Source organism: Flavobacterium sp. H122 (assembly GCF_004959765.1).
GTDB lineage: Bacteria > Bacteroidota > Bacteroidia > Flavobacteriales > Flavobacteriaceae > Flavobacterium.
Window position 1 is genome coordinate 290335 of record NZ_SJZD01000003.1, and the last position, 24476, is coordinate 314810.

General features: G+C 33.6%; 21 protein-coding genes and 1 tRNA gene. 16 read left to right on the forward strand and 6 right to left on the reverse strand.

What is annotated here, in order from left to right; genetic code table 11:
- Nucleotides 1-22 precede the first annotated feature (22 nt).
- The 9 genes from EZM65_RS06685 (at nucleotide 23) to EZM65_RS06725 (ending at nucleotide 9652) form a co-directional block, all read left to right on the forward strand.
- Nucleotides 23-1036 (forward strand): NAD-dependent epimerase/dehydratase family protein, encoded by a 1014-nt coding sequence (locus tag EZM65_RS06685; RefSeq protein WP_248574830.1) that lies wholly within the window; start codon nucleotides 23-25, stop codon nucleotides 1034-1036.
- A 130-nt stretch (nucleotides 1037-1166) separates the two neighbouring features.
- The gene (locus tag EZM65_RS06690; protein ID WP_136667782.1) at nucleotides 1167-1865 is read left to right on the forward strand and encodes a phosphatase PAP2-related protein; all 699 of its coding nucleotides are present in this window, start codon (nucleotides 1167-1169) and stop codon (nucleotides 1863-1865) included.
- Between the two features lie 59 nt (nucleotides 1866-1924).
- Nucleotides 1925-4189 carry an ACP S-malonyltransferase gene (gene fabD / locus EZM65_RS06695; RefSeq protein ID WP_136667783.1) on the forward strand — a complete coding sequence of 755 codons (2265 nt, stop codon included), beginning with the start codon at nucleotides 1925-1927 and terminating at the stop codon, nucleotides 4187-4189.
- A 51-nt stretch (nucleotides 4190-4240) separates the two neighbouring features.
- Nucleotides 4241-4480, forward strand: a complete 240-nt coding sequence (locus EZM65_RS06700) for an acyl carrier protein (protein ID WP_136667784.1) — start codon at nucleotides 4241-4243, stop codon at nucleotides 4478-4480.
- A gap of 65 nt (nucleotides 4481-4545) precedes the next feature.
- A complete protein-coding gene (locus EZM65_RS06705; protein WP_136667785.1) occupies nucleotides 4546-5808 on the forward strand; it encodes a beta-ketoacyl synthase N-terminal-like domain-containing protein in 1263 nt (420 codons plus the stop codon).
- Nucleotides 5809-5826: 18 nt separating this feature from the next.
- Nucleotides 5827-7071 carry a hydroxymethylglutaryl-CoA synthase family protein gene (locus EZM65_RS06710; protein WP_136667786.1) on the forward strand — a complete coding sequence of 415 codons (1245 nt, stop codon included), beginning with the start codon at nucleotides 5827-5829 and terminating at the stop codon, nucleotides 7069-7071.
- A gap of 90 nt (nucleotides 7072-7161) precedes the next feature.
- Entirely contained in the window at nucleotides 7162-7947 is a 786-nt protein-coding gene (locus EZM65_RS06715; protein ID WP_136667787.1) for an enoyl-CoA hydratase/isomerase, read from the forward strand.
- Nucleotides 7935-8681: a polyketide synthase gene (locus EZM65_RS06720; RefSeq protein WP_136667788.1), complete on the forward strand. Its 747-nt coding sequence runs from the start codon at nucleotides 7935-7937 to the stop codon at nucleotides 8679-8681. Before EZM65_RS06715 ends, EZM65_RS06720 begins: the two co-directional genes overlap by 13 nt.
- A gap of 14 nt (nucleotides 8682-8695) precedes the next feature.
- Nucleotides 8696-9652, forward strand: coding sequence for an acyltransferase domain-containing protein (locus tag EZM65_RS06725; RefSeq protein ID WP_136667789.1), 957 nt, complete (start codon nucleotides 8696-8698; stop codon nucleotides 9650-9652).
- 449 nt (nucleotides 9653-10101) lie between these two features.
- Here the strand turns inward: EZM65_RS06725 and EZM65_RS06730 are convergent, their stop codons facing one another.
- The 4 genes from EZM65_RS06730 to EZM65_RS06745 all read right to left on the reverse strand — a co-directional run bounded on the left by EZM65_RS06730 (nucleotide 10102) and on the right by EZM65_RS06745 (nucleotide 15130).
- Nucleotides 10102-10842: a sterol desaturase family protein gene (locus EZM65_RS06730; protein ID WP_136667790.1), complete on the reverse strand. Its 741-nt coding sequence runs from the start codon at nucleotides 10840-10842 to the stop codon at nucleotides 10102-10104.
- A gap of 1461 nt (nucleotides 10843-12303) precedes the next feature.
- Nucleotides 12304-12963 (reverse strand): MBL fold metallo-hydrolase, encoded by a 660-nt coding sequence (locus EZM65_RS06735; RefSeq protein ID WP_136667791.1) that lies wholly within the window; start codon nucleotides 12961-12963, stop codon nucleotides 12304-12306.
- A 1-nt stretch (nucleotide 12964) separates the two neighbouring features.
- Nucleotides 12965-13708 carry a 4'-phosphopantetheinyl transferase superfamily protein gene (locus EZM65_RS06740; RefSeq protein ID WP_169051658.1) on the reverse strand — a complete coding sequence of 248 codons (744 nt, stop codon included), beginning with the start codon at nucleotides 13706-13708 and terminating at the stop codon, nucleotides 12965-12967.
- Nucleotides 13709-13903: 195 nt separating this feature from the next.
- Entirely contained in the window at nucleotides 13904-15130 is a 1227-nt protein-coding gene (locus tag EZM65_RS06745) for a TCR/Tet family MFS transporter (RefSeq protein WP_136667793.1), read from the reverse strand.
- Nucleotides 15131-15809: 679 nt separating this feature from the next.
- Here EZM65_RS06745 and EZM65_RS15485 point away from each other — a divergent pair.
- Complete coding sequence (locus tag EZM65_RS15485; protein ID WP_169051659.1) at nucleotides 15810-15980, forward strand: hypothetical protein; 171 nt, start codon at nucleotides 15810-15812, stop codon at nucleotides 15978-15980.
- Here the strand turns inward: EZM65_RS15485 and EZM65_RS06750 are convergent.
- Complete coding sequence (locus EZM65_RS06750) at nucleotides 15977-16660, reverse strand: hypothetical protein (protein ID WP_211196198.1); 684 nt, start codon at nucleotides 16658-16660, stop codon at nucleotides 15977-15979. The genes EZM65_RS15485 and EZM65_RS06750 overlap by 4 nt on opposite strands.
- Before the next feature lie 86 nt (nucleotides 16661-16746).
- Here EZM65_RS06750 and EZM65_RS06755 point away from each other — a divergent pair.
- A tRNA-Gly gene (locus EZM65_RS06755) sits at nucleotides 16747-16819 on the forward strand.
- A 128-nt stretch (nucleotides 16820-16947) separates the two neighbouring features.
- Here the strand turns inward: EZM65_RS06755 and EZM65_RS06760 are convergent.
- Nucleotides 16948-17337, reverse strand: a complete 390-nt coding sequence (locus tag EZM65_RS06760) for an SPOR domain-containing protein (protein WP_136667794.1) — start codon at nucleotides 17335-17337, stop codon at nucleotides 16948-16950.
- Between the two features lie 217 nt (nucleotides 17338-17554).
- On the opposite strand from EZM65_RS06760, the gene EZM65_RS06765 reads away from it, so the two are divergent.
- From EZM65_RS06765 to EZM65_RS06785, 5 genes are read left to right on the forward strand one after another with little or no spacing between them, the layout of a single operon-like run.
- The gene (locus EZM65_RS06765) at nucleotides 17555-18889 is read left to right on the forward strand and encodes a c-type cytochrome (protein WP_136667795.1); all 1335 of its coding nucleotides are present in this window, start codon (nucleotides 17555-17557) and stop codon (nucleotides 18887-18889) included.
- 33 nt (nucleotides 18890-18922) lie between these two features.
- Nucleotides 18923-21949 (forward strand): TAT-variant-translocated molybdopterin oxidoreductase, encoded by a 3027-nt coding sequence (locus EZM65_RS06770; RefSeq protein WP_136667796.1) that lies wholly within the window; start codon nucleotides 18923-18925, stop codon nucleotides 21947-21949.
- 27 nt (nucleotides 21950-21976) lie between these two features.
- Nucleotides 21977-23383, forward strand: a complete 1407-nt coding sequence (gene nrfD / locus EZM65_RS06775; RefSeq protein WP_136667797.1) for an NrfD/PsrC family molybdoenzyme membrane anchor subunit — start codon at nucleotides 21977-21979, stop codon at nucleotides 23381-23383.
- 6 nt (nucleotides 23384-23389) lie between these two features.
- Nucleotides 23390-23914 (forward strand): DUF3341 domain-containing protein, encoded by a 525-nt coding sequence (locus EZM65_RS06780; RefSeq protein ID WP_136667798.1) that lies wholly within the window; start codon nucleotides 23390-23392, stop codon nucleotides 23912-23914.
- 7 nt (nucleotides 23915-23921) lie between these two features.
- Complete coding sequence (locus EZM65_RS06785) at nucleotides 23922-24470, forward strand: cytochrome c (protein ID WP_136667799.1); 549 nt, start codon at nucleotides 23922-23924, stop codon at nucleotides 24468-24470.
- Nucleotides 24471-24476 lie beyond the last annotated feature (6 nt).

Here is a 24476-nt window from a genome sequence, read left to right on the forward strand (position 1 = left end):
ATATAGAGAAATAATTAAAATAATGGAATCAAAACTATCATTAGTAAATGGTGCAAATGGACATTTAGGGAACAATCTTGTCCGATTATTATTAGATAAAGGAATTAATGTAAGAGCTACGGCGCGAAATATAAAAAACAAAGAGATATTTAAAGGGCTTGACTGTGAGGTAGTAGAGTCTGATTTAATGGATAAAAACTCTTTAATAAAAGCATTGCAGGGTGTTGATACGTTTTATGCTGTAGCGGCCGTATTTAAATTATGGGCAAAAGATCAACAAAAAGAAATTTATGAAATAAATCTAAAAGGAACCCAGAATGCTATTGAAGCTGCAGTAGAAGCAGGAGTAAAGAAAATAGTTTTTGTAAGTTCAATAGCAGCTCTTAATTTTTCATCAAATCCAATAAAAGAAAGTGACGGTAACAATCCAAACAGACAAAATGTTTACTTTAATTCAAAAAATGACAGTGAGTTACTTGCTTTCGAATTGGCAAAAAAAAATGGTATAGAGTTGGTTTCAGTATTGCCTTCTTCCATGATTGGATCAAACGCATTTAGAGAATTAACTCCTTCGTATAATTTGCTTAAACTTATTCTAAAAAAACAGATTCCTATTGACACTGAGATGACTTTTAATTGGGTTGATGTCAAAGACGTAGCCGAAGGATGTTATTTGGCAGCTACAAAAGGTAAAAATGGGGAACGTTATATTTTGGCAAACGAAAAATGCATGACTATTAGAGAGACAGTAATTATTACACAACAATTATTACCTGAAATGAAAATTAAATTACCAATAATTGTTCCAAAAAGTGTTTTATATATTGTTGCCTATCTAATGGAAGTAGGAAGTAAGTTAACTGGAAAAGCACCATTATTAACTGTTAACAATATTGATGTATATTTTGGTTTACAGCAAAATTTTGATATCAGTAAAAGTAAAAAAGAATTAGGTTTTAATCCCAAACCTCCCACTCAAGCTGTAGAAGAAGCTTTGAAATATTTACAGGATAATAAAGAACGTCTTTTAAATTAAATCTGATCAAGATCTATTAATATTCTAGTATTTTCTTCAATTGTTGTTTTAGATTTTAAACCCTTAAGTTATTTGAAAAATCAACGGAATTATTAATTCCATTTTAATATACATTTAATATACATTACAAATGAAAACTACCACTGATGAAGCTATTGCTAATAAAAAAATCAAAAAATCTTCATGGAAAACTGCTTGGAGTCACTCTAAATTTCGAATAAAAACTATATTAGGATTGATCTTTATGATTTCAATTTTAATTTTTTTTCCAGGGTTTCTTGCATCTATTGAGCTTAGAGATGGAATTGTTTTAAATGATTGGTTCTTGAAAATTTTACCAGCTTATGATGTTTCAATACCCATATTTATTATTCTGTACTCAATTTCAGTATTAGGTTTTATAAGAATCTATCAAAATGCTTCAATTGGTATTATGGCGATATGGGGCTTTTCTTTATTGTTTACTGCGCGCATTATTACCATTGCATTAGTACCTTTAAACACACCAAATGATTTTATTATGCTGGTTGACCCGGCATCAGTTGTTTTTTATGGATCTAATACAATTACAAAAGATCTTTTTTTCTCAGGGCATACTGCTACCTTATTTTTTTCTGCTTTGTGTTTCGAAAAGAAGACAGATAAGATTGTTACATTTATTTTAACCTTCATTATTGGTTTCTTACTATTGGTACAAAGGGCTCATTATACTATAGATATTTTGGGAGCGTTGGTTTTTAGTTATTGTTGTTGGTATTTAGCAAAAAAAATAACTAAGTATAAGACTAAGTCAAGCGAATTATTTGAAATAGAAATGTCTGGAATTTAAATTCAATCGAAGTATTTATTGTAAAGAAGAACTAATTAGTAACGAAAAGAATTGAATATATGAAAGCAATCATGTTTGCTGGTCAAGGATCACAATACAAAGGGATGGGTAAGGATTTATTCAAAATTTATCCAATGGAAACAAAACAAGCTTCGGATATATTAGGATATGATTTGGAGGAGCTTTGTGTAAATGATCCACAAAAGTTGTTAGGGAAAACACAGTTCACGCAACCTGCTCTGTATGTAGTTAATGCTTTTTCATATTACAAACAGCAAAATCAATACAACAAACCTGATTATTTAATAGGACACAGCCTGGGTGAATACAATGCATTATTAGTAGCGGGTGCTTTTGACTTTGCTACAGGATTAAAGCTTGTACAAAAAAGAGGTAGTTTAATGGCAGCTGCATCAGGGGGAGGTATGGCGGCAGTTATAGGGTTAGATGTTGATACATTAAGCCAAAAACTAGCAGATAACGGCTTCACTGGTATTGATATTGCTAATTTTAATACACCGTCACAAACAGTGATAGCTGGTCAAGAAGAAATGATAAATAAAGTGGTGAAAAATTTTGATAATCAGGGAATTAAAATAATCCCTTTATTCGTGAGTGCACCATTTCATTCCAGATATATGAAGCCCGCCGCTGAAAAATTTTCAAGTTTCCTTAATGAATTTAATTTTTCACCCTTGCAAATACCGGTTATATCAAATGTCACTGCCAGGCCATATAGTGATGATCAAATTGCAGCATTGCTAAGTAATCAAATTGAAAGTTCTGTTCAATGGACTGATACTGTTCGTTTACTTATGACAAAAGGAGTTACAGATTATGAGGAAATTGGCGGAGTAATCCTTACCAAAATGGTAAATGAAATTAAACAAAAATGCTCCCCAATTATTATTGAGGAAGAAAAATCTGTTTTAGCAGAAGAGATTAATATTAAACATACTATAAAAAGTAATGATTTATCAACACGATTAGGAAGTAAAACATTCAGAGACGATTATGGGATAAAATATGCATATGTTTCAGGAGCAATGTATCGAGGTATTTCTTCTAAAGAATTAGTGGTTAGAATGGCTAAAGCAAAGTTACTCGGTTTTCTTGGAACTGGAGGTATGTCTTTAGAAAAAGTAGAGGAGGATATCAACTATATTCAAGAGAAATTGAGAAATGAGGAAGCTTATGGGATGAATTTACTTCATAATCCAATGGATATGAAAGCTGAGATGAAATTTGTAGAACTATACATAAAAAAAGGGATTCGAAAAGTAGAAGCAGCGGCGTTTATGCAAATAACACCTGCCTTGGTTTATTATCATTTGAAAGGGTTACGAAAAAATGTGGACGGATCTATAATGTCTGATCATAAAATAATAGCAAAAATATCAAGACCGGAAGTTGCAGAAGCATTTATGAGGCCTGCTCCAGAAAGAATAGTAAATAAACTTTTAGATGAAGGTCTTGTAACTATAGAACAAGCTGAACTGGCTAAAAGAATACCTATAAGCTATGATATATGTGTTGAAGCTGATTCTGCTGGCCATACGGATTCAGGTGTAGCAATGGTATTATTACCTTCTATTCAGCAATTAAGAATGCAAATCAAAAATGAATATAATTACAATAAATCTATTAATGTTGGTTTAGCTGGTGGAATTGGAACGCCTCAGGCAGTAGCTTGCGCTTTTATGATGGGAGCAGATTTTGTTTTGACAGGTTCAATTAATCAATGTACTGTGGATGCCGGTACCAGTGATCTGGTTAAAGATTTATTACAGGATATAAATGTACAGGATACTGATTATGCTCCAGCTGGAGATATGTTTGAACTCGGAGCAAAAATACAGGTGTTAAAAAAAGGAGTCTTGTTTCCTGCAAGAGCAAATAAGCTTTATACACTTTATAATCAATACAATTCATTGGAAGAAATACCTCCAAAAATAGTCGAGGGTTTAGAAAAAAATTATTTTAAGAAATCAATTGATACTATATGGGAAGAAACTAAAAACCATTTAAGGAATAAAGGGGAAATATCAACAATTGCAGAAGCTGAGAAGAATTCAAAAGTAAAAATGGCATTGATTTTCCGCAGATACTTTGGATATAGTACAAGATTAGCTTTTGATGGAAATGAAAGTGATAAAGTCAACTTTCAAATCCATACCGGCCCATCATTAGGAGCTTTCAACCAATGGGTTAAAGGAACATCCTTGGAGAATTGGAGGAATCGTTATGCCGATCAAATAGGCATAAAAATGATGGATGAAGCTGCTTTTTTAATTCATGAAATGCTTTTAAAAGTCAGTAATTAATAATATAACAGAAACTAAATAATTTATTTTTTTACATTAAATAGAATACACATGAAAAATGAAATTTTAAACCTTATCAAAGAAAACCTTATTGAAATAATGCCTGAATTAGAAGGGAAAGAAGTATCAGAAGATGAAACCTTGGTTAATCTTGGTGCTAATTCTATTGATAGAGGGGAATTGATTACTCTAACTCTTGAACGTTTAGACTTAGATGTATCACGGATTGAATTTGTCGGCGCCCACACAATAAATGAGCTGGCTGATTTAATCGTAGAAAAAAGAAAATAATTTTTAAATCATTAGGAAACATCTTGTGGGTTAAAAGTAATGTTTGCATGTAAAATTGATTAATCATGAAACGATTAGAAACCAGCGTAAAAGTGACAGGTATGGGTGTAGTTACACCAATTGGGATAGGGCTGAGTCAATTTACGAGCGGATTAAAAAAAGGAACAACAAATTTTTCAAGAATGGAATTTAATCATTCAAGGTCATCATTCAGCTTCCCTGTAGCCAAGGTAAACGATTTTAATTTATCTGGATTGATTGGAGAAATAAATGTTAATGAAAGGATTATTGAAAAAACGAAACGGTTAAGGAATATTTCTGCCAGTACCTCTTTTGGTGTTTATTCTGCATTGGAAGCATGGGCTGATGCTGGTCTGACAGACGCAAATATAGATTTGACAAGAGTTGCAATAGTGTCTGGTGGAACTAATACTCAACAAGCCAGTTTGAAAGAAATTCAAGATAAATATCGGGAAAAATTACAGTTTATGAATCCTAATTATGGGTTTAATTTTTTTGACACTGATCTTGTAGGTGTTTTATCGGAGTTATTTGGAATAAGGGGTGAAGGCCATGTAATAGGAGCAGCATCAGCCAGTGGAAATATGGCAATTATTCAAGGGGCTAGATTAATAAAAAGTAATGAATACGATTTGATTATTGTTGTTGCACCTTTAATGGAACTTTCAATATATGAATTCCAAGGTTTTACTTCCATGGGAGCAATGGCTGTGATATCAGAAGGAATGGATCCGTCAGAAATTTGCAGACCATTTGATGAAGCTCATTGTGGGTTTGTAAATGGACAATCGGCTGGATGTATGATTTTAGAATCTGAGGAACATGCTGCTAAAAGAGGTAAAAATGCTTATGGATCTATAGCTGGATATGGATTAAATATGGATGCTAATAGGAACCCAAACCCATCCATCGAAGGGGAAGAAAAAGCGATGCGCTCTGCTATGATAAATGCCGGGGTGAATTTTCAAGAGATAGATTACGTAAACACTCATGGTACAGCTTCAAAGATTGGAGATAAAACTGAAATTGAAGCACTATTGTCAATAGGGTTAGAAGGTGTTAAAGCCAATAGCACTAAATCCCTTATCGGTCATGCTTTATCAGCAGCTGGAGTAGTTGAAAGTATTGCTAGTCTACTACAAATGAAGTATAATTTTCTTCATCCAAATAATAATCTTATAAATCCTATTAACGATAAAATTTATTGGATAAAAGAAGAATCTAAATCGATGGTTTTGAATTATACCATGAGTAACAATTTTGGTTTTGGAGGAATCAACACTTCTATAATCTTTAAAAAAAATTAATTATTTATACTTAAAAATATGAATGCAGGAATAGAAGCTATGAATATTTATTGTGGATCAGCAACAATAGAAGTAGCTGAGGTTGCAAAACTTCGAAAGTTAGATAACAATCGATTTGAACAGTTATTGATGAAAGAGAAAACTGTTCCCATGCCATATGAAGACCCTATTTCTAATGGTGTAAATGCAGCTAAACCAATTATAGACAGCTTGTCATTAGAAGAAAGAGATCGGATTGATATGGTAATTACATGTACAGAATCAGGAATAGATTTTGGAAAATCAATGAGTACATATATACATGATTATTTGGGATTGAATAGAAACTGTCGATTATTTGAAATTAAAAATGCATGTTTTTCAGGCACAGCAGGTTTTCAAATGGCTATTAATTTTGTTCTATCACAAACCTCACCAGGCAGAAAAGTACTGGTTATTTGCACGGATATTTTGCGAATGACTGCAGTTGATGAATCGATGGAAATGTCTTTTGTTGAGCCTAGTACAGGATCTGGTGCGGTAGCTATGCTTGTAAGTGATAATCCTATAGTATTTCAGGTGGATAAAGGTGCTAACGGTTATTATGGCTATGAAGTAATGGATACTTGTCGACCAGTTCCAGATGAAGAGGCTGGAAATGCTGATTTATCATTATTGTCCTATTTGGATTGTTGTGAGAATGCCTTCAAAGAATATCAAAAAAGAGTAGCAGATGCTGATTACAAAAACACTTTCCAATATCTGGCTTTTCATACCCCGTTTGGTGGAATGGTAAAAGGAGCTCACCGCACAAATATGAGAAAGTTTAATAAAGCAAATCCAGAACAAATTGAAACAGATTTTCAAGAAAGAGTAATGCCTGGTTTAATTTATTGCCAAAGAGTTGGAAATATAATGGGAGCTACAACGCATCTGTCATTAGCAAGCTTAATTGATAACGGAAACTTCGAAAAAGCAAAACGAGTAGGTGTATTCTCATATGGTTCTGGTTGCAGTTCGGAGTTTTTTAGCGGAATCATTACAGCTCAATCACAAGAAAAAATGAAACAATTTAGTTTGGCTAAACACCTTGATGATCGTTATAAACTCTCAATTAAAGAATATGAAGAAACATTGAAGGCAAATGCTAATTTAAAATTTGGAACAAGAAATCATAAGGTTGATAAAAATTTATTTCCAAATGCTTTTAAACATATAGAAGGAAAAAATAGACTTGTTTTTTCCGAAATTAAGGATTACCACAGAATATATGAGTGGGTGTAATAAAACGTTGTAGACTATTTTATTTATCTCAATTAATATTACTAAGCCTTAGATTTTTAAATAAGTAAATGCTATACATAATTATTGCCAATGGAGAACATCATAACAAATTTCTATAAGAATATAAAAGTTTCAGAGCAAAGAAATATAATTACAATACAACTTTACAGGCCTGAAGCTAATAATAGCATCAATGGTTTTCTCATAAAGGAGCTAATGATGGTTTTAGTTCAGATTGAATCGAATCCTGAAATTAAGGTAGTTGTATTGGAAGGTTTGCCTGATGTTTTTTGTTCTGGTATGGATTTTAAAACAATTTATAAAAATGACTCCGAAAGCTTAATAGGTGATGATCCGAATAAATATTACGATTTATTGAAACATTTCTCGTTGTGCTCCAAAATTATTGTTGCTAAAGTAGAAGGAAAGGTGAATGCAGGAGGAATTGGTCTAGTAGCGGTAAGTGATATTGTAATTGCAGATGAAAAAGCAACCTTTGGTTTATCAGAAGTTTTATTCGGATTGTTGCCGGCATGTGTAATACCTTTCCTTATTAGAAGAGTCGGTTATCAAAAAGCACAATGGATGACATTGATTTCCCAAGGAATTTCAGCTGAACGTGCACATCAAATAGGTCTGGTAGATGAAGTAAGTACGAATGTTAATGAAGTAGTTCGTAAGAACCTGCTTAGACTAACTAAGCTGGAAACGGATACAATAAAAGACCTTAAAGACTATATGTCTAAGTTATGGATTATAAACCAACAAACACAACAATTAGCAGTCGATAAGATATATTCCCTTTTAAACACAGAAAAAGTGCAAACCAATATTAGTAATTTTGTAGAAAACGGAAAATTTCCATGGGACAAGTAGTAAAATTAACAGAGTTAGGAGACGGAATTGTGCAAATAACCTTGGAGGACCGTGCCTCCCGGAATACCTTTTCAAGAGAATTGATGGAAGGTATTATTGAAGTTTTTGAAAAAATAAAAAAGAATTCAAGTTATAAAGTAGTAATTCTTTGCGGATATGACAATTATTTCTGTTGTGGAGGGACAAAAGAAGAGCTTTTTGCGATTCACAATGGTGAAATTGGGTTTGCTGATTTAAACTTCTTTACGCATCCTCTTGATTGTGAAATTCCAGTTATTTCTGCTATGCAAGGTCATGCAATTGGTGGTGGGTTTGTATTCGGCCTTTACGCTGATTTTGTTATTTTAGGAAAGGAGAATGTTTATACAACCAATTTTATGAAATATGGTTTCACACCGGGCATGGGAGGCACTTTGTTGGTTCCTTCAAAATTGGGTCGAACTATAGGGAATGAAATGCTATTTACAGCAGAAAATTATAGAGGTGGTGAATTAAAGGATAGAGGTGTGAAAGTAAAAGTAGTTTCTAAATCAGAAGTATTAAACGAAGCTTTAAAATTAGCAAGATGTTTGGCTGATAAACCAAGGCTTTCTCTCATTACTTTAAAGGAGCATTTAAATGCAGATATTAAAGCAAAACTTCCTGAAATTATTAAGAAAGAGTTAAAAATGCATAAGGTTACATTTCATCAATCAGAAGTCGCTGAGCGGATTGAATCTTTTTTTGGATTTTAAATTACTTTTAATAAATGGAGGATAATCAAAAAATTGTATTTCTCTTCTCTGGTCAGGGGAGTCAGTATCGTGGCATGGGGATAAAATTATTTAAAAGAAACCTTATTTTCAAAAATAGCCTAGAAAAAAGTGATTTAATTGTCAAAAAACATTTGAATCGATCTTTGATAGATGAATTATATACAGAAAAGAATGAAGTATTTGATGATTTACTTATAACACACCCTGCAATTGTTGCAGTGGAAATTGCAATGTACAATGTGATAAAAGAAATGAATGTTAAGCCTGATTTCGTTGCTGGAAATAGTTTAGGCGAATTTACAGCGGCTGTTGTAAAAGGGATATGGAGTGAAGAAATGGCAATTGAAGCATCAATAGAACAAGCTAAGTCAATCGTCAGAAATGATTCTAAAGGAGGAATGTTAGTAGTGTTGAATCAAAAACGAAAAGAAGTGGAAAAACTTTATCATCAACATGAACTAACTCTAGCATCTGATAACTTTGATGGTCATTTCACGTTGTCGGGATCAGTTAAAAATTTAGATTCATTTCAATCTGAATTGGATAGACAGGGTGTAGAATTTGTAAGACTAGCAGTTAATTACCCGTTTCATTCGTCTTTAATTGAAGGTGGTCGATATGGATTTGAATATTATTCTGAATCTATTCCGGCATTCTCCAATCCAAAATCTGGTTTTATTTCGGGGCTGGAATGTGATGAGTTATTGGTTATACCCAAAAATTATTTTTGGGATGTTGTGAGTAAATATAATGATTTCTCAAAAATGGTAAAATATATTGAAAATAAAGGAACTTGTCTTTATATAGATTTAGGACCCTCAGGTACGAGTGCAACTTTCGTTAACTATAATTTGGGGCCTTTATCTAATTCTAAAACGTTTCAAATAATGAGCCCTTTTAAAAGAGAAGAGAGGCAATTAAAGGCTTTAGAAGAACTTTTGTTTTTATAATTTTATTTTTTCTACATGGAACTCATACAAATACTGGATATTCAATAAAATGATAGGAGTATGAAGTAAAACGATAGAGCCTATATTAGGAACACTTATCAATATGAAACGGTTAATACTAGAGGAATAAAAATGGTGAAAACATGTATTAATGGCAAGTTTAACTTATAATTTAAAGAAATATTACGTTCTATAGTGAAAAACCAAGATTTTTTAACCAAATTATCCCTTAAATCAAGAGAAGAACTGCCCTTTTACTTTTAGTAAAACCATCTTTAGACTTAAAAAACCTGATTGTAAGACACTCAAATTTTAGGACTTTAGTTTTTAAGCTAAAAATTAAATCTCTTTCAAGTGGCTTTTAAGATGTTTAATTGCATAATTTTTTTGAGATATTTTGAAAAAATAGTAGTTATACAACAGTTTCCCGTTGTTATAAGAAATTTTTGTCAATCCGTTTTATTTTTTTGCGTTGTTTTGTGCACGTCCTTGAATTTTAGCATATCAAAAAATCGTTGTTCTTTGTCATTGTCAAAGCCACATGAAGTTGTAAATTCTTTTGGATTTTCATAAGTCCCGAAGAGCATATCCCACCAAACAATGTCTCCATAGTTGTTTGTGTGCTTGTTATATTCATGATGTATTCTGTGCATTTCTGGTCGCTGAAAAAAGTAACCAATCCACTGTGGTGTCTTGATATTTGCGTGACAGAAAAATTCCCCAAGTGCAGTGCAAAGTGTGTAAATTCCGCTTGCTTCTAAAGTAAGTCCGAGTAGACAGTGAACGAGTAAACTTCCAATAATAGAGTTCAAAATCATTTCAAGTGGATGTTTGTAAAAAGAAGTTATTACTTCAATTCGTTGAGGACTGTGGTGTATTTGATGAAAACGTGTCCACAAAAAGTCTGCGCTGTGTCTCCAACGATGCCACCAATAGAAAATAAAAGTCAGAATAAGATATGCAATTAATCCGCCAATAATTGGGTTAACGTGGTTTGAAAGATTAAACAATGAATATGCTGAAAACCATTTTCCCCAAGTCACGCCAGCAAGTGTGACAATTCCAAGTTGAATAAAGTTCACTGATAAAACTCTAATTGTCCAAGTTGGTACGTCAGGCAATTTCCAACCAGGAATAATTCGTTCTAGAATGAAGCATAGTCCATATATGATAAATATTATTGTCAGCATATAATGTTAGTTTACTATTTGTGTTGTTGTTTTAAATGGCTTATAACAATCTACGGGCTTTCACGAGTTGGGATTTTTTTTTACGTACTATTCCATTATATACTCAAGCTCAATTTCCTAAAACTGCTATATTTGTTTCGGAATGTAAATGTAAGGTTTTTCTGTGTTTATTTATATGAGATAAAAATATTTAATTCTAAGTATTTACTACGGTTCATCTAGATCTGCTAATGCCCAAGGTTCATTTTCAGTATTTTAGAAGAGTCAATAGGTCTTCATTTTTTAAGAAAAACCAACCAAAACTTTACAGTACAGAATGTCTGTAAAATATTGATCCAGTGGTGTTTTTAAAATTTTGTTGCTATGGTATTTGGATTAAAGCGCAGTGATAGAGTATTAATATGCTTCTGTTCCGATAGTCTACTATTCGTTTTTTGGATATGATATCGAAGAATAATTACTTTGGATAGTGCAATAATAATCAGAACAATGTGTGTGTCGGGGAAGTTTTTTGAGAATATTTCGATAAGTTTTGCGAATGTATATATGTAAAGGGATGGCTCGAGGTAAACGCAAAAATATTGATATTGCTTTAATTAAAATCAAATCACGCATTAGAAAAAAATATTTTTAGTAAAATAATTCTAACGCGTAGCTTTTGGGGGTATGAAATTCGACTTATCCTTAACAAATAAAGAGATTACGCCATTGAACAGAATGGTTTTTTCAAATAAATGTTGGACAAAATTGAGTTTAAAATCATATCAACAATTGTTGCTCAATATTTAATTAAAACTCGAATCACGTTTATGATTTTTCAATAATTTTAGAATCTTCATCCTAGTATTTGGTGTGGTACAAATCGATTTTATACATTGAAATTAAGAGCGTTAGTGTATATCTTTGGTTGGTCATAAACACTTGTTCAAGATGTTTATAACCCTTATTTTTCAAAATTTATGGATAAATGTAAAGGATAGAATTGAAATTTTGACAAAGTATATTAAGTAAATTCTTTTGGTAAAAATAGAACAATCGTATTTGTAAGACAAAAAAATACAGAGTAATCAAAGAAGACAGGAAAAACACTAAGCCTATTTGCAAAAGATGAAGTTCATCGAATTGTAGTTATTCACTCTATATTGTAAACCTAGAATTGTTTGCATACTTGGATGACTTTGAAATCTCTTACATAACAACTGATTAGAAAGTTATGTGCTCACTTAAAAGAAAAATTTACTAACATCGTGGATTGAAAAATTAATAGTAAGATTAATTTTATTAAATGGTATTTATATTTTAAAAAGAGCAAACTAAATAGGTTTTTCTCATTCTTTTAAACCGTCGTTTATGTATTGTCTTATTGTTGATTAGTTGCTCATTAGTAGAACCAATTTCATCTTCAGAAAGATGTTAATTCAAATGTTAAAAATGACTAAAAAAGTTTTTTAACACAATACCTTATGTAAATTTAAATGGATTGGGGCTATTTTTTCTCATTCTAAAATTAACAAAATGTTCTCTGTTATCTAATTGAAAATAAATATTGTTCATTAAAAGAAAATCAAGATTTTTTCCGGGTGATTGGCCAAAAGAATGTCCTGGCCAAAATAATGTTTTTTTAGGTATATGTTTTTTTATAAATTGAACAGAATCATACATTTGATTCGGGTCACTGCCTTTATCAATACATATGCCAACTCCCTCGATGAATATAGTATCTCCTGAAAAAAGATGTTTGTCTATTAAATAACATACGCTTCCAGATGTATGCCCTGGAGTAAGAATTGGAATAATTCTAAAGGTTGCAATTGTAATTTCTTTCAAATGATCTACTGCTTTAAGATTCAGGCAATCAAATTCATAATCTTCAATTTCTATTGCCGACATGAAAACCGGCACATTGTGTTTCTTGGAAAATTCTTGAGCAAGATTGGTATGGTCTTGATGAGAATGTGTCAATAGGATGCATTTTAAACCAATTTGATTATCAACTAAAAAATTATTTATAAGGTTGTAATCCCAAGCGGGATCGACTAAAATACCAATATCGTTTTTATAAATCAGATAACATTGATTTATAATAGAAAAATTAGATACGCGAAATGTTTTAACTTCCATTTTATTTTATGCTTTTTTTTGCAAAAGAATTCCAAAATTGATCTAAACCAGGATTTGTATTCTTAGGTAGTACAATTGAACACACATAATTACCGGAATGATAAGAAATAGCTTTGTATTGAGTAAAATGGGTGAAACTACTTAAGTAAATAGAACCTTCCTTTTTTAAGGATTGAATTTCTAACATTTTAAAATCCATTGTCAATCCAGTCTTAAAGATTTTTGATATAGCTTCTTTTACTGTCCAAACGACCATGCTGCCTATAGGAAATGATGTTTGGCATTCTAAAATAAGATTCATCTCAGAATCTGTTATTTGTTGCTTAATTGCAGTAATAGAATCTTCTTTAATTTTTTCTATATCAACACCTAATGGGTGCTCTTCTGGGAATGCTAAAACAATAGCAATATTGTCACAATGGCTTATGCTCACTTGAATATTATGGTTTTCAAAACTCTTAACAATTGGAAATTGAAAAATCCCAAAATCAATAAATATCGATTGATCATTAACGTCAATTAATTCATTTATTGCTTTTTTGGCAGCAATTCGGCCTAACAAATAACTTAACTTTCGTTTGTCGTATTTTAATGTATTGTAATGATTTTGCTCATTTGGATGAAGATATGTGATTTTTTCCTGTATGGAAGGCAAATCTTTATTAAGAATACAAAAAGCTGCTAAAAGATCTTTTTTTTTTCTTTTTAATAAAATTTTACCGGTAGATTTTTCCTTTTCTTTCAAAGTAAGTAGAAATTGTCGTATTTTTTAAAATTAATTTTCCTTTTAAATTATTGGGCATAAATAAGTAGTTATTTTGAGCAGTTCTCTAAGAATATTTAATATTATAATTTAAGCTGCCCAAAAACCTAAATCAATTTTTGAATACCCACATCTAAAATTTTGTCATCTGCATCCTGCAGTATATTGTATTTATAATTAACGCTCTTCAATCAAATTTTTTTTCATATTGTTTACTGTTATAAATACACTTGTCATCATTAGGAATGCGCCAACTAAAAATGGAGCTCCTGCAAATTGAATAGGGGTTGCTGGACTAGTAAATAAATAAAATATATTAGTCATTAATAAAGGTCCAATTATGGAAGCAACAGCCATTAAGCTAGTTAAAATTCCCTGTAATTCCCCTTGCTCATTTTGAGGTACATTTTTTGAGATAATTGATTTTAATGATGGTCCAGTAATACCACCTAAACAATAAGGAATTAAAAGAACAAAAATCATCCAAGTTTGATTTGCAAAAGCTAGTGAAATAAGTGAGAATGTATATAGGACTAGTCCAACAAGAATACTTTTTTTATCTCCTATTTTAGGATTAATATAACGAATCAAACCTGCTTGAACTATTACAACCATTATACCGGCTATTGTTAATGAAAGGCCAATAAAAGTGTTACTCCAATCAAACTTTTCAATATTAATAAAAGTCCATGTACTCATTACTGCATGATCGGCAATGTAAATTAATATAAATGTAATTATTAATCCACTTGAAATATTTTTGTTTCTTTTTAATTCAAATAAAGTGGCTAATGGGTTGGCTTTTTTCCACTCAAATGGACGTCTATTTTCTATGGATAAAGATTCTGGTAAAACAAAATAACCATAAATTAAATTGATGAAGGTTAAAATTGCAGAGGCAATAAATGGTACCCTTGGGCCTAATTCGCTTAATGCTCCACCTAGTATAGGGCCTATTATGTAGCCTAATCCAAATGCAGCTCCTATCATTCCAAAATTTTGAGATCTATTTTTGTCTGAACTTATATCTGCAATATATGCAGTTGCAGTTGTGTAACTTGCTCCGAATATTCCCGAAATAACTCGACCTAAAAGTAACCAATATATTGTTGGTGCTAACCAAAGAAAAATATAATCTATTCCAAAACCTAATAAAGATAATAATAAAACTGGTCTTCTGCCGTATTTATCACTAAGCCTGCCTACTATTGGAGCGCAAATAAATTGCATAAAGGCATAAGCAAAAACTAACAAACCACTCCATTGTGAAGCTTGACTGATATTTCCATCAATTAATTGTTCTATTAATCTTGGAAAGACAGGGGCAATTATACTTAGGCCAATAACATCTAATAATATTGTTGTAAAAATAAAACTTAACGCAGCCTTTTTAATTGAGGTCATATTGTTTTTATTATTATTTATTAAAGCTCAGGATTTAAGTTAATTAATTTAGCCAAAAATAGTTTTTTTTAACTTGGAACAAAAAAGTAAAATTAAATCATTTAAAAATTTGTTAGAATAATTAAGAAAAATAGATAATGAGAACATAACCAGTATATTATAAATATGACTTAAATTAGACGGCAATTTTTAAAACTATGAAATAAAGCAATTATTTTTTTAGAGTATATATTAATTTTGCCTGAAGAAATAATATGTCAAAAAGATGTAAAAAGCTTGAAAGCATTGCCAAACAAGATTATGTATCTATTTGCCCAGAGGAATGATTTATATTAAAGTTGTCGGAAAGTGCTGGTATTACTCGCTCTAAATAAGTTGACTCAAATTAGAATTTTGTTAAGACATGTGTTTGAAATATGAACATGTTAAAGAATATATTATTTCATAATTTGAAGTGTATTTGTTGGTTTTAAATCAGTTCAATTTGCTTAAAAAAAATGTAAATTACATGATGTTGTAGAATTTGAAAAATTTGTGAAGCATTTTTAAATGAAAGACTGTAAAAGTGATACGAATCCCATCCTCTCTGCAAAATAAATAGTCCGGGTATAAAATTAATCTTGATTTAACCTGGAATTCCTTAAAAATTCTTAAATTTAAGTAATTAATAAGAATTGTTATGGAAACCTATTATATATATATCATTCTTGTGTTGGCAGGCGGGCTTTTTCTGATTCGGTTTCTTTATCTGAAAAATGAAAAAGACAAAAAAGCGCTTGAAAAGCAACTTAATAACGACTATAAAAAAACACAGGAGATTGAGGTTAATGATAAAGATATGATTAATTAATTATCTTTTTTCACTTCACCTGTTTTAGTTTCTTCTGTTGTTTTGTTTTCTTCGGTTTTCTTTTCCTGATTTAAAGGTGATCCTACAGCTATGCCGCATACGTGCCCTGGCTGTCCATGAGGTGGATTCATTCCCGGGGCAACTTGCGTTGTGGCTGTATTTGTACTGACTAATGCCGGGGTGCCTGAATTGTTATTCGGATTTACGGTTGTAGTTGTTGGGCTAGTCACAGTTATTGGGTTGGCAGTGGCTTTGTTTGGTTTAGAGTTTAAAGGCACTCCAACAGCTATGTCACATCTGTGGCCCGGCTGGCCGTGTGCAGGATTCATACCTTTTGCTGTTTTTGCAGTTGGCTGATTTGTGTTGTTTGTTGTTACCGCTGTCTGGCTGACTGTAAATTGCTGGTTATTGGCTGTTTGTGATTGAGCCGGGACATTCTGCTGCTGTGTTTCATTGCCGCACACATGTCCGGGTTGTCCGTGAGGGGGATTTATCTTAGTGGCAGTTGTTGGGTTGTTTGCGTTGAAACCTGTATTGCTGTTGGGTTGCTGGTCATTATTTTGGGTTTGGTTTACGGCAGAGGTTTTGCTGAAGTCGATTGAGCTCTCCTGAGGAGTTAATTCTTTTTTGCAGCTTATCAGTAAAAATATATTGATAATGAAATAGATAGCTTTTCTCATGATTTTTTATTTACTCAAAATTAAAAAAAAATACTCTAAATGCTTGCAATAAAGCAAAACTTATTTTTATATTTGCACTCACAAAAGCGGAAGTAGCTCAGTTGGTAGAGCTCCAGCCTTCCAAGCTGGTTGTCGCGAGTTCGAGCCTCGTCTTCCGCTCAAAACCTCAAACGAAAGTTTGAGGTTTTTTATTTTACCTGTTTTTGGATAATTCTGACTGATTCTTTTGTTGGAATAAAAAAATAGGCTGTTTTTGAAACAGCCTATTCGTATTTTTGAAACAACTTCTACTTGTTCGGTTTTATTAAAAAAGCGTTTGGGTATTTCTTTTTCAAATCCTGAAGTTTTTTTTCGGCTTCTATTCTGGTTTTGAAACTTCCAACCCATACTTTATATATTGGTGTGTGAAATACTATGGTCGCATCGATGTTTTTATAGCTCTTCCTGAATTCTGTAAGTGTTTTCTTGCTTGTGGCTGCGTCTCCAGTGAAAATTTGAATTTTATAGCGTTCATTTACAGTAATCGAAGAATTTATTTTTCTTTTTTCAGAGAGTAGTTGTTCAAAACGAGGGTCTTGATTTATTTTGGATTTTCCTTCCTGTGCAAATGAAAATGTTAAAAAAAACACTGTTGTTGAAATGTTTAGCAAGGTTTTCGTAATTGTTAAAATTCTCATAAAGGGTTAATTTTTAAACAAATGTAAGTGTTAAGGGATATATAAATCAAATAATATTATTTAGAATAATTATAAATTAATATTTAAGATATATTTAAGGTTTTGAGAATAGTACATAAGTCGTATTTTTGTCGGAGTTTTTAAATGGCATACTATATTCTCTGCAAAACAACTACTGAAAATACTGTGCCAAATTTAGATGATAACCATTTAACATATGAAAAAGGTGGGAAACCATAAATCGTTTTTAAAAGTAGTAACGTTAAATCTGGCGTTTCTATTATCTGTTTCTTTAAGTTCTTTTGCTCAAGAACCGGCTGCTGCGGCACCGGCGGGAGATGCTGTTGTGGCACCTGCTGCTGCGGGAGATGCTGCTGCTGGAAAAGCTTTGTTTAATGCTAACTGTGCTGCTTGTCACAAATTAGATGATAAAATGACAGGTCCTGCGCTTCGTGGTGTGGCAGAACGCCGTGACAGAGCTTGGTTAGGTCAATGGATTAAAGATTCAAAAAGTTTAATCGCTTCAGGTGATGCTGATGCTGTGAAATTATTTGAGGAGTTTAATAAAGTGCCTATGACGGCATTTCCTCAGTTGTCAGATGCGGATATTGATAATATCTTAGCGTACACTTCTCAACCAAAAGATGAAGCTCCAACTCCTACAAATGCTGGTCCTGCTGGTCAGCCTAGTGAGTCAACAGGTATTTCCAATAACATAGTATTAGGTTTACTGGCTGTTGTTTTAGCTGTATTGGTTGGTATGCTTTTTATGGTGTACAATACATTGCGTAAAATATCTGCGGCTAACGGTATTGAAGTTAAGGAGCGTTCTTTGTCTTTCCTGCCATTATGGAGATCTTTTGCTAAAAATCAATTTTTAGTATTAGTTTCTACTATTTTATTAATGTTGGTGAGTGCTTATTTTGCTTATGGTTACTTGATGCAGGTAGGTGTGGATCAGGATTATGCGCCTATTCAGCCAATTCATTACTCTCACAAAATTCACGCAGGTGACAACGGTATTGACTGTAAATACTGTCACTCAGCTGCACGTACAAGTAAAAATGCAGGTATTCCTTCATTAAATGTTTGTATGAACTGTCATAAAAATATCTCTGAATTCCAGGGTGATAAAGATTCAACTTACGTTGAGTATACTAAGGAATTCTATACTGCGGAAATTCAAAAATTATATGATGCAGTAGGATGGGATAAAACAACTCAAAAGTATACTGGAAAACAAAAACCGGTTAAATGGGTTAGAATCCATAATCTTCAGGATTTCGTATATTTCAACCACTCGCAGCACGTTTCTGTAGCTGGAATTGAATGTCAGAAATGTCACGGTCCGGTAGAGACTTTTGAAATCATGAAGCAGCATTCGCCATTGACTATGGGATGGTGTGTGAACTGTCACCGTGAGACTGCGGTAAAAGTAGAAGGTAATGCTTACTACGAAAAAATCCATGCTGAACTTTCTAAAAAATACGGTGTAGACAAATTGACTGCTGCACAAATGGGAGGTTTGGAATGTGGTAAATGTCACTACTAATAATTTATTAAGAAGCTAATTTTTATATATAATATGTCATCAAACAAAAAATACTGGAAAAGTGTTGAGGAGCTAAACGAAAATAGCTCTATTGTTGAGACGCTTAGAAATAACGAGTTTGTTGAAGAAATTCCAACAGATGAGTTTTTAGGTGATGCTGCTTCGTTGGCATCTTCTAATACAACACGTCGTGATTTTCTTAAGTATGTGGGATTCAGTACAGCTGCTGCAACACTGGCTGCCTGTGAAGGTCCGGTACATAAGTCAATTCCTTATGTAGTTCAACCTGAGGAAATCATTCCTGGAATTGCAGATTATTATGCAACTTCATTCTCGGATGGTTTTGATTTCGCTAATATCTTGGTAAAGACCCGTGAAGGCCGTCCTATTAAGATTGAAAACAATAAATTAGAGGGAGCTCAGTTCCATGCTAATGCACGTGTACATGCGTCAGTGTTATCGTTATACGATAGCTTACGTTTAAAAACGTCTAAAATAGCTGGTAAAGATGCTTCGTGGACTGAGGCTAACGCTAAAATTACTGCAAGCGTTGCTGATGCAAAAGCTAAAGGCGGTAAAGTGGTATTGTTAACCAATACTTCAGCTTCGTCTTCTACAGACAGATTAATCGGTCAGTTTTTAGCTGCTAATCCTAATGCTAAGCATGTGGTTTATGATGCAGTTTCTTCTTCGGAGGCTTTGGATGCTTTTCAGGCTGTTTATGGAGAAAGAGCTTTAGCTGATTACGATTTTTCAAAAGCTGGTGTAATTGTTTCTGTTGGTGCTGATTTCTTAGGAGACTGGCAAGGTGGCGGCTATGATGCGAGCTATGCTCAAGGCCGTATTCCTCAAAACGGAAAAATGTCCAAACACTATCAGTTTGAAGCTAACATGACTTTGTCTGGAGCTGCTGCTGATAAACGTGTGCCAATGACAGTTGCTGCTCAAAAGCAGGCGTTGGTTCAGATTTATAATGTGGTTACAGGTGCTTCTGTTGGTTCTTCAAACAACCCAGAGGTTGCTAAAGCCGCTCAACAATTAAAAGCTGCCGGATCTAAAGGTGTTTTAGTTTCTGGTATTGATGATAAAAACGCGCAATTATTAGTATTGGCTATCAACCGTGCTTTAGGCAGTGAAGCTTTCAATACTGGTAATACACGCCAAATCCGTAAAGGTAACAATGCAGATGTTAGTCAGTTGATCGCTGATTTAAAAGCGGGAGCTGTTCATACGCTAATTATGAATGGTGTTAACCCGGTTTACTCTTTGCCTAATGGTAAAGAATTTGCTGATGCATTGAAAAAAGTAAAATTAGCAGTTACTTTCACAATGAAAGAAGACGAGACTGCTTTAGCTTCTTCTATAGCAGTTGCTGTTCCTCATTATTTAGAATCATGGGGAGATGTGAGCATCGTTAAAGGAAGCTATGCTGTTACACAGCCTACAATCCGTCCTTTATTTGATACTGTACAATTCCAGGATGCTTTATTGTCTTGGACAGGAAATACACAATCTTATTATGACTACGTACGTGGTGCTTATGCAGGTGCAAAAACCTGGAACCAATTAGTACACGACGGAGTTGAATTCACTTCATTGCCTGCTGCTGCCGGAGCAAGTGCTGATTTTAACGCAGCTGCTGCTGTATTGGCAAATGCTAAATCTGCTGGGATGGAATTAGTGTTATACACTAAAACCGGTATGGGAGATGGTCAACAGGCAAACAACCCTTGGTTGCAGGAATTCCCGGATCCTATTACAAGAGCTTCTTGGGATAACTATGTAACTGTTTCTAAATCTGATGCTGAAAAATTAGGTTTTGAAAACTGGAATGTAGCTAACGGTGGTTTGAACGGTAGTGTTGCAACTTTAAAAGTTGGTACAGTTACTTTAGAGAACGTGCCTGTTATGATTCAGCCAGGTCAGGCCAAAGGTACTGTAGGTCTTGCATTAGGATACGGACGTGTTGCTTCATTGAAAGAAGAAATGCAGGTTGGTGTTAATGCTTATGCTTTATATAACAACTTCAAGGCAGAGCAAACTGTGTCATTGGCAAAAGCTGATGGAGAACATGAATTTGCTTGTGTTCAGTTACAAAAAACTTTAATGGGTCGTAATGATATCATTAAAGAGACTACTTTAGAAATCTTCAATACTAAAGATGCGGCGGAATGGAATATTATGCCGGTTGTATCTTTAGATCATAAAGAGGTTGCTGCAACTTCTGTTGATTTGTGGGAATCGTTCGACAGAACTATTGGACACCACTTTAATTTATCAATCGACTTGAATGCCTGTACAGGTTGTGGTGCGTGTGTTATTGCGTGTCATGCTGAAAACAACGTTCCGGTTGTAGGTAAAGCAGAGGTAAGAAGAAGCCGTGATATGCACTGGTTACGTATCGATAGATATTATTCTTCTGAAACTACATTTGACGGTGATAACAAAACTAAAGCAGCTAGCGAAGGTTTAATGGATTCTATATCTACTTTAAGAGCTATGGAAGATCCATCTGAGAATCCTCAGGTTGCTTTCCAACCGGTAATGTGTCAGCACTGTAACCATGCTCCATGTGAGACTGTGTGTCCGGTTGCGGCTACATCTCATGGTCGTCAGGGTCAAAACCATATGGCTTACAACCGTTGTGTGGGTACTCGTTACTGTGCAAACAACTGTCCGTATAAAGTTCGTCGTTTCAACTGGTTCTTATACAACCAAAATGAAGAGTTTAACTACCACATGAATGATGATTTAGGTCGTATGGCTTTAAATCCGGATGTAAACTTACGTTCTCGTGGGGTTATGGAGAAATGTTCAATGTGTATCCAAATGACTCAGGCAACTATCTTAAAAGCGAAAAATGAAGGTCGCGTAATCAAAGATGGTGAGTTCCAGACTGCTTGTTCAAATGCATGTACTTCGGGAGCTATGATATTTGGTGACGTAAATGATAAAGATTCTCATGTAGCTAAATTAGCAGAAGATAAGAGAGCTTACCATTTATTAGAGCATATTGGAACAAAACCAAATGTAGTTTACCAAGTTAAAGTTAGAAATTAATATTAATAAGAAATAAGATAAAGGATTATGTCGTCTCATTACGAAGCACCTATCAGAAAGCCTTTAGTACTTGGAAGCAAAAGCTACCATGATGTAACGGTAGATGTAGCTCGTCCAGTAGAAGGAAAAGCTAATAAACAATGGTGGACAGTATTTTATATTGCTTTAGCTATGTTCCTTTGGGGAGCAAGTTGTATGCTATACACAATTACCGAAGGTATTGGAACATGGGGATTAAATAAAACAGTAGGCTGGGCTTGGGATATCACTAACTTCGTTTGGTGGGTAGGTATCGGTCACGCCGGAACCCTGATTTCTGCAGTATTATTGTTATTCCGTCAAAAATGGAGAATGGCTATTAACCGTTCTGCTGAGGCGATGACAATTTTCTCAGTTGTTCAGGCAGGTTTATTCCCAATTATTCACATGGGTCGTCCTTGGTTAGGTTACTGGGTATTACCGGTTCCGAATCAGTTCGGATCATTATGGGTGAACTTTAACTCACCGTTACTTTGGGACGTATTCGCGATCTCTACGTATTTATCAGTATCGTTGGTTTTCTGGTGGACTGGTTTATTACCTGACTTTGCAATGTTACGTGATAGAGCTGTAACTCCGTTTACTAAACGTATCTATTCAATACTGTCTTTCGGATGGTCTGGTAGAGCTAAAGACTGGCAGCGTTTTGAAGAGGTTTCTCTTGTATTGGCTGGTTTGGCAACGCCGCTTGTACTTTCTGTACACACGATTGTATCATTTGACTTCGCTACTTCAGTTATTCCTGGATGGCATACAACAATTCTTCCTCCGTACTTCGTTGCGGGAGCGATTTTCTCAGGATTCGCGATGGTAAATACTTTACTTATCATCATGAGAAAAGTTTCTAACTTAGAAGATTATATCACTATTCAGCATATCGAATTGATGAACATCATCATCATGATTACAGGTTCATTAGTAGGATGTGCTTATATTACTGAGTTATTCGTAGCTTGGTATTCAGGAGTAGAGTATGAGCAATATGCTTTCTTAAACCGTGCAACAGGTCCTTACTGGTGGTCATACTGGGCGATGATGACTTGTAACGTTTTCTCTCCGCAGTTCATGTGGTTCAAGAAATTAAGAACCAGTATCATGTTCTCATTCATTATTTCGATTGTTGTAAATATAGGAATGTGGTTTGAGCGTTTCGTAATCATCGTAACATCGTTACACCGTGATTACTTACCATCTTCATGGACAATGTTCTCTCCTACATTTGTTGATATAGGTATCTTTGTTGGTACAATAGGATTCTTCTTTGTATTGTTCTTATTATATTCAAGAACATTCCCGGTTGTTGCTCAGGCAGAGGTTAAAACCATCTTGAAAACATCTGCGGATAATTACAAAGCAGAAAGAGAAAAAAACGGTCATAATCACGATAATCACTAATAAGTCATGAGTCATAAAGTTATACATGCACTATATACTGATGATGATGTGTTAATGGATGCTGTAAAAGCAACCCGTAAAGCACACCACCACATCGAAGAAATTTACACTCCATTTCCTGTTCATGGTCTTGACAAAGCTATGGGGTTAGCACCTACAAGAATCGCAATTGCTGCATTTTTATACGGGTGTACTGGTTTAGCGTTCGCTACATGGTTATTGAACAATATCATGATTAGTGACTGGCCTCAGGATATCGGGGGTAAACCAAGTTTTAGTTACATTCAAAACATGCCTGCTTTTGTACCGGTAATGTTTGAAGAAACTGTGTTCTTTGCAGCACACTTAATGGTTATTACTTTTTATATGAGAAGTAAATTATGGCCATTCAAAAAAGCTGAAAATCCTGATTTACGTACAACAGACGACCATTTCCTTATGGAAGTAGCTGTTAATAATAATGAAGACGAATTGACTTCTTTTTTCCAAAATACCGGAGCTGTTGAAGTTAAAGTAGTTGAAAAGCATTAATAAGATTATGAGAAGAGTAGTATATTCATTAACAGCTTTAATGGGGTTATCTTCATTACTGTTTTCATGTAAAAGTGATGATAAACCGAACTATCAGTTTTTTCCAAACATGTATGAATCGGTTGCATATGAAACTTATTCAGAATCAAATGCTTTCAAAAATGGTAAAGAAGGACAGTTACCTGCTCAGGGTAGTATAAAGAGAGGTTTTGTTCCTTATGAATTACCAAATACTCCTGAAGGATATGAAGCGTCAAAGGGAATGAGTTCACCTTTGGATTCTTCATCTGTAAATATCGAAATGGGTAAAGAATTGTACAATATCTATTGTATTTCCTGCCATGGTGAAAAAGGAGACGCTAAAGGAAAGTTAGTTCAAAGAGAAAAGTTCTTAGGTGTACCTAGTTATAAAGACCGTGCTATCACTATTGGTAGTGTGTTTCATGTTGAAACTTACGGGTTGAACGCTATGGGCTCACATGCTAATCAATTGACTAAAAAAGAAAGATGGCAAGTGGCAGAGTACGTTATGAAACTTAAATCTGAATTAAAATAATAAAAT

What these genes read in the sequence shown, in the direction of transcription:
- EZM65_RS06685 (WP_248574830.1), top strand. Translation starts at nt 23, where the DNA reads ATGGAATCAAAACTATCATTAGTAAATGGTGCAAATGGACATTTAGGG.
- EZM65_RS06690 (WP_136667782.1), top strand. Translation starts at nt 1,167, where the DNA reads ATGAAAACTACCACTGATGAAGCTATTGCTAATAAAAAAATCAAAAAA.
- fabD (WP_136667783.1), top strand. Translation starts at nt 1,925, where the DNA reads ATGAAAGCAATCATGTTTGCTGGTCAAGGATCACAATACAAAGGGATG.
- EZM65_RS06700 (WP_136667784.1), top strand. Translation starts at nt 4,241, where the DNA reads ATGAAAAATGAAATTTTAAACCTTATCAAAGAAAACCTTATTGAAATA.
- EZM65_RS06705 (WP_136667785.1), top strand. Translation starts at nt 4,546, where the DNA reads ATGAAACGATTAGAAACCAGCGTAAAAGTGACAGGTATGGGTGTAGTT.
- EZM65_RS06710 (WP_136667786.1), top strand. Translation starts at nt 5,827, where the DNA reads ATGAATGCAGGAATAGAAGCTATGAATATTTATTGTGGATCAGCAACA.
- EZM65_RS06715 (WP_136667787.1), top strand. Translation starts at nt 7,162, where the DNA reads ATGGAGAACATCATAACAAATTTCTATAAGAATATAAAAGTTTCAGAG.
- EZM65_RS06720 (WP_136667788.1), top strand. Translation starts at nt 7,935, where the DNA reads ATGGGACAAGTAGTAAAATTAACAGAGTTAGGAGACGGAATTGTGCAA.
- EZM65_RS06725 (WP_136667789.1), top strand. Translation starts at nt 8,696, where the DNA reads ATGGAGGATAATCAAAAAATTGTATTTCTCTTCTCTGGTCAGGGGAGT.
- EZM65_RS06730 (WP_136667790.1), bottom strand. Translation starts at nt 10,842, where the DNA reads ATGCTGACAATAATATTTATCATATATGGACTATGCTTCATTCTAGAA.
- EZM65_RS06735 (WP_136667791.1), bottom strand. Translation starts at nt 12,963, where the DNA reads ATGGAAGTTAAAACATTTCGCGTATCTAATTTTTCTATTATAAATCAA.
- EZM65_RS06745 (WP_136667793.1), bottom strand. Translation starts at nt 15,130, where the DNA reads ATGACCTCAATTAAAAAGGCTGCGTTAAGTTTTATTTTTACAACAATA.
- EZM65_RS15485 (WP_169051659.1), top strand. Translation starts at nt 15,810, where the DNA reads ATGGAAACCTATTATATATATATCATTCTTGTGTTGGCAGGCGGGCTT.
- EZM65_RS06750 (WP_211196198.1), bottom strand. Translation starts at nt 16,660, where the DNA reads ATGAGAAAAGCTATCTATTTCATTATCAATATATTTTTACTGATAAGC.
- EZM65_RS06760 (WP_136667794.1), bottom strand. Translation starts at nt 17,337, where the DNA reads ATGAGAATTTTAACAATTACGAAAACCTTGCTAAACATTTCAACAACA.
- EZM65_RS06765 (WP_136667795.1), top strand. Translation starts at nt 17,555, where the DNA reads ATGAAAAAGGTGGGAAACCATAAATCGTTTTTAAAAGTAGTAACGTTA.
- EZM65_RS06770 (WP_136667796.1), top strand. Translation starts at nt 18,923, where the DNA reads ATGTCATCAAACAAAAAATACTGGAAAAGTGTTGAGGAGCTAAACGAA.
- nrfD (WP_136667797.1), top strand. Translation starts at nt 21,977, where the DNA reads ATGTCGTCTCATTACGAAGCACCTATCAGAAAGCCTTTAGTACTTGGA.
- EZM65_RS06780 (WP_136667798.1), top strand. Translation starts at nt 23,390, where the DNA reads ATGAGTCATAAAGTTATACATGCACTATATACTGATGATGATGTGTTA.
- EZM65_RS06785 (WP_136667799.1), top strand. Translation starts at nt 23,922, where the DNA reads ATGAGAAGAGTAGTATATTCATTAACAGCTTTAATGGGGTTATCTTCA.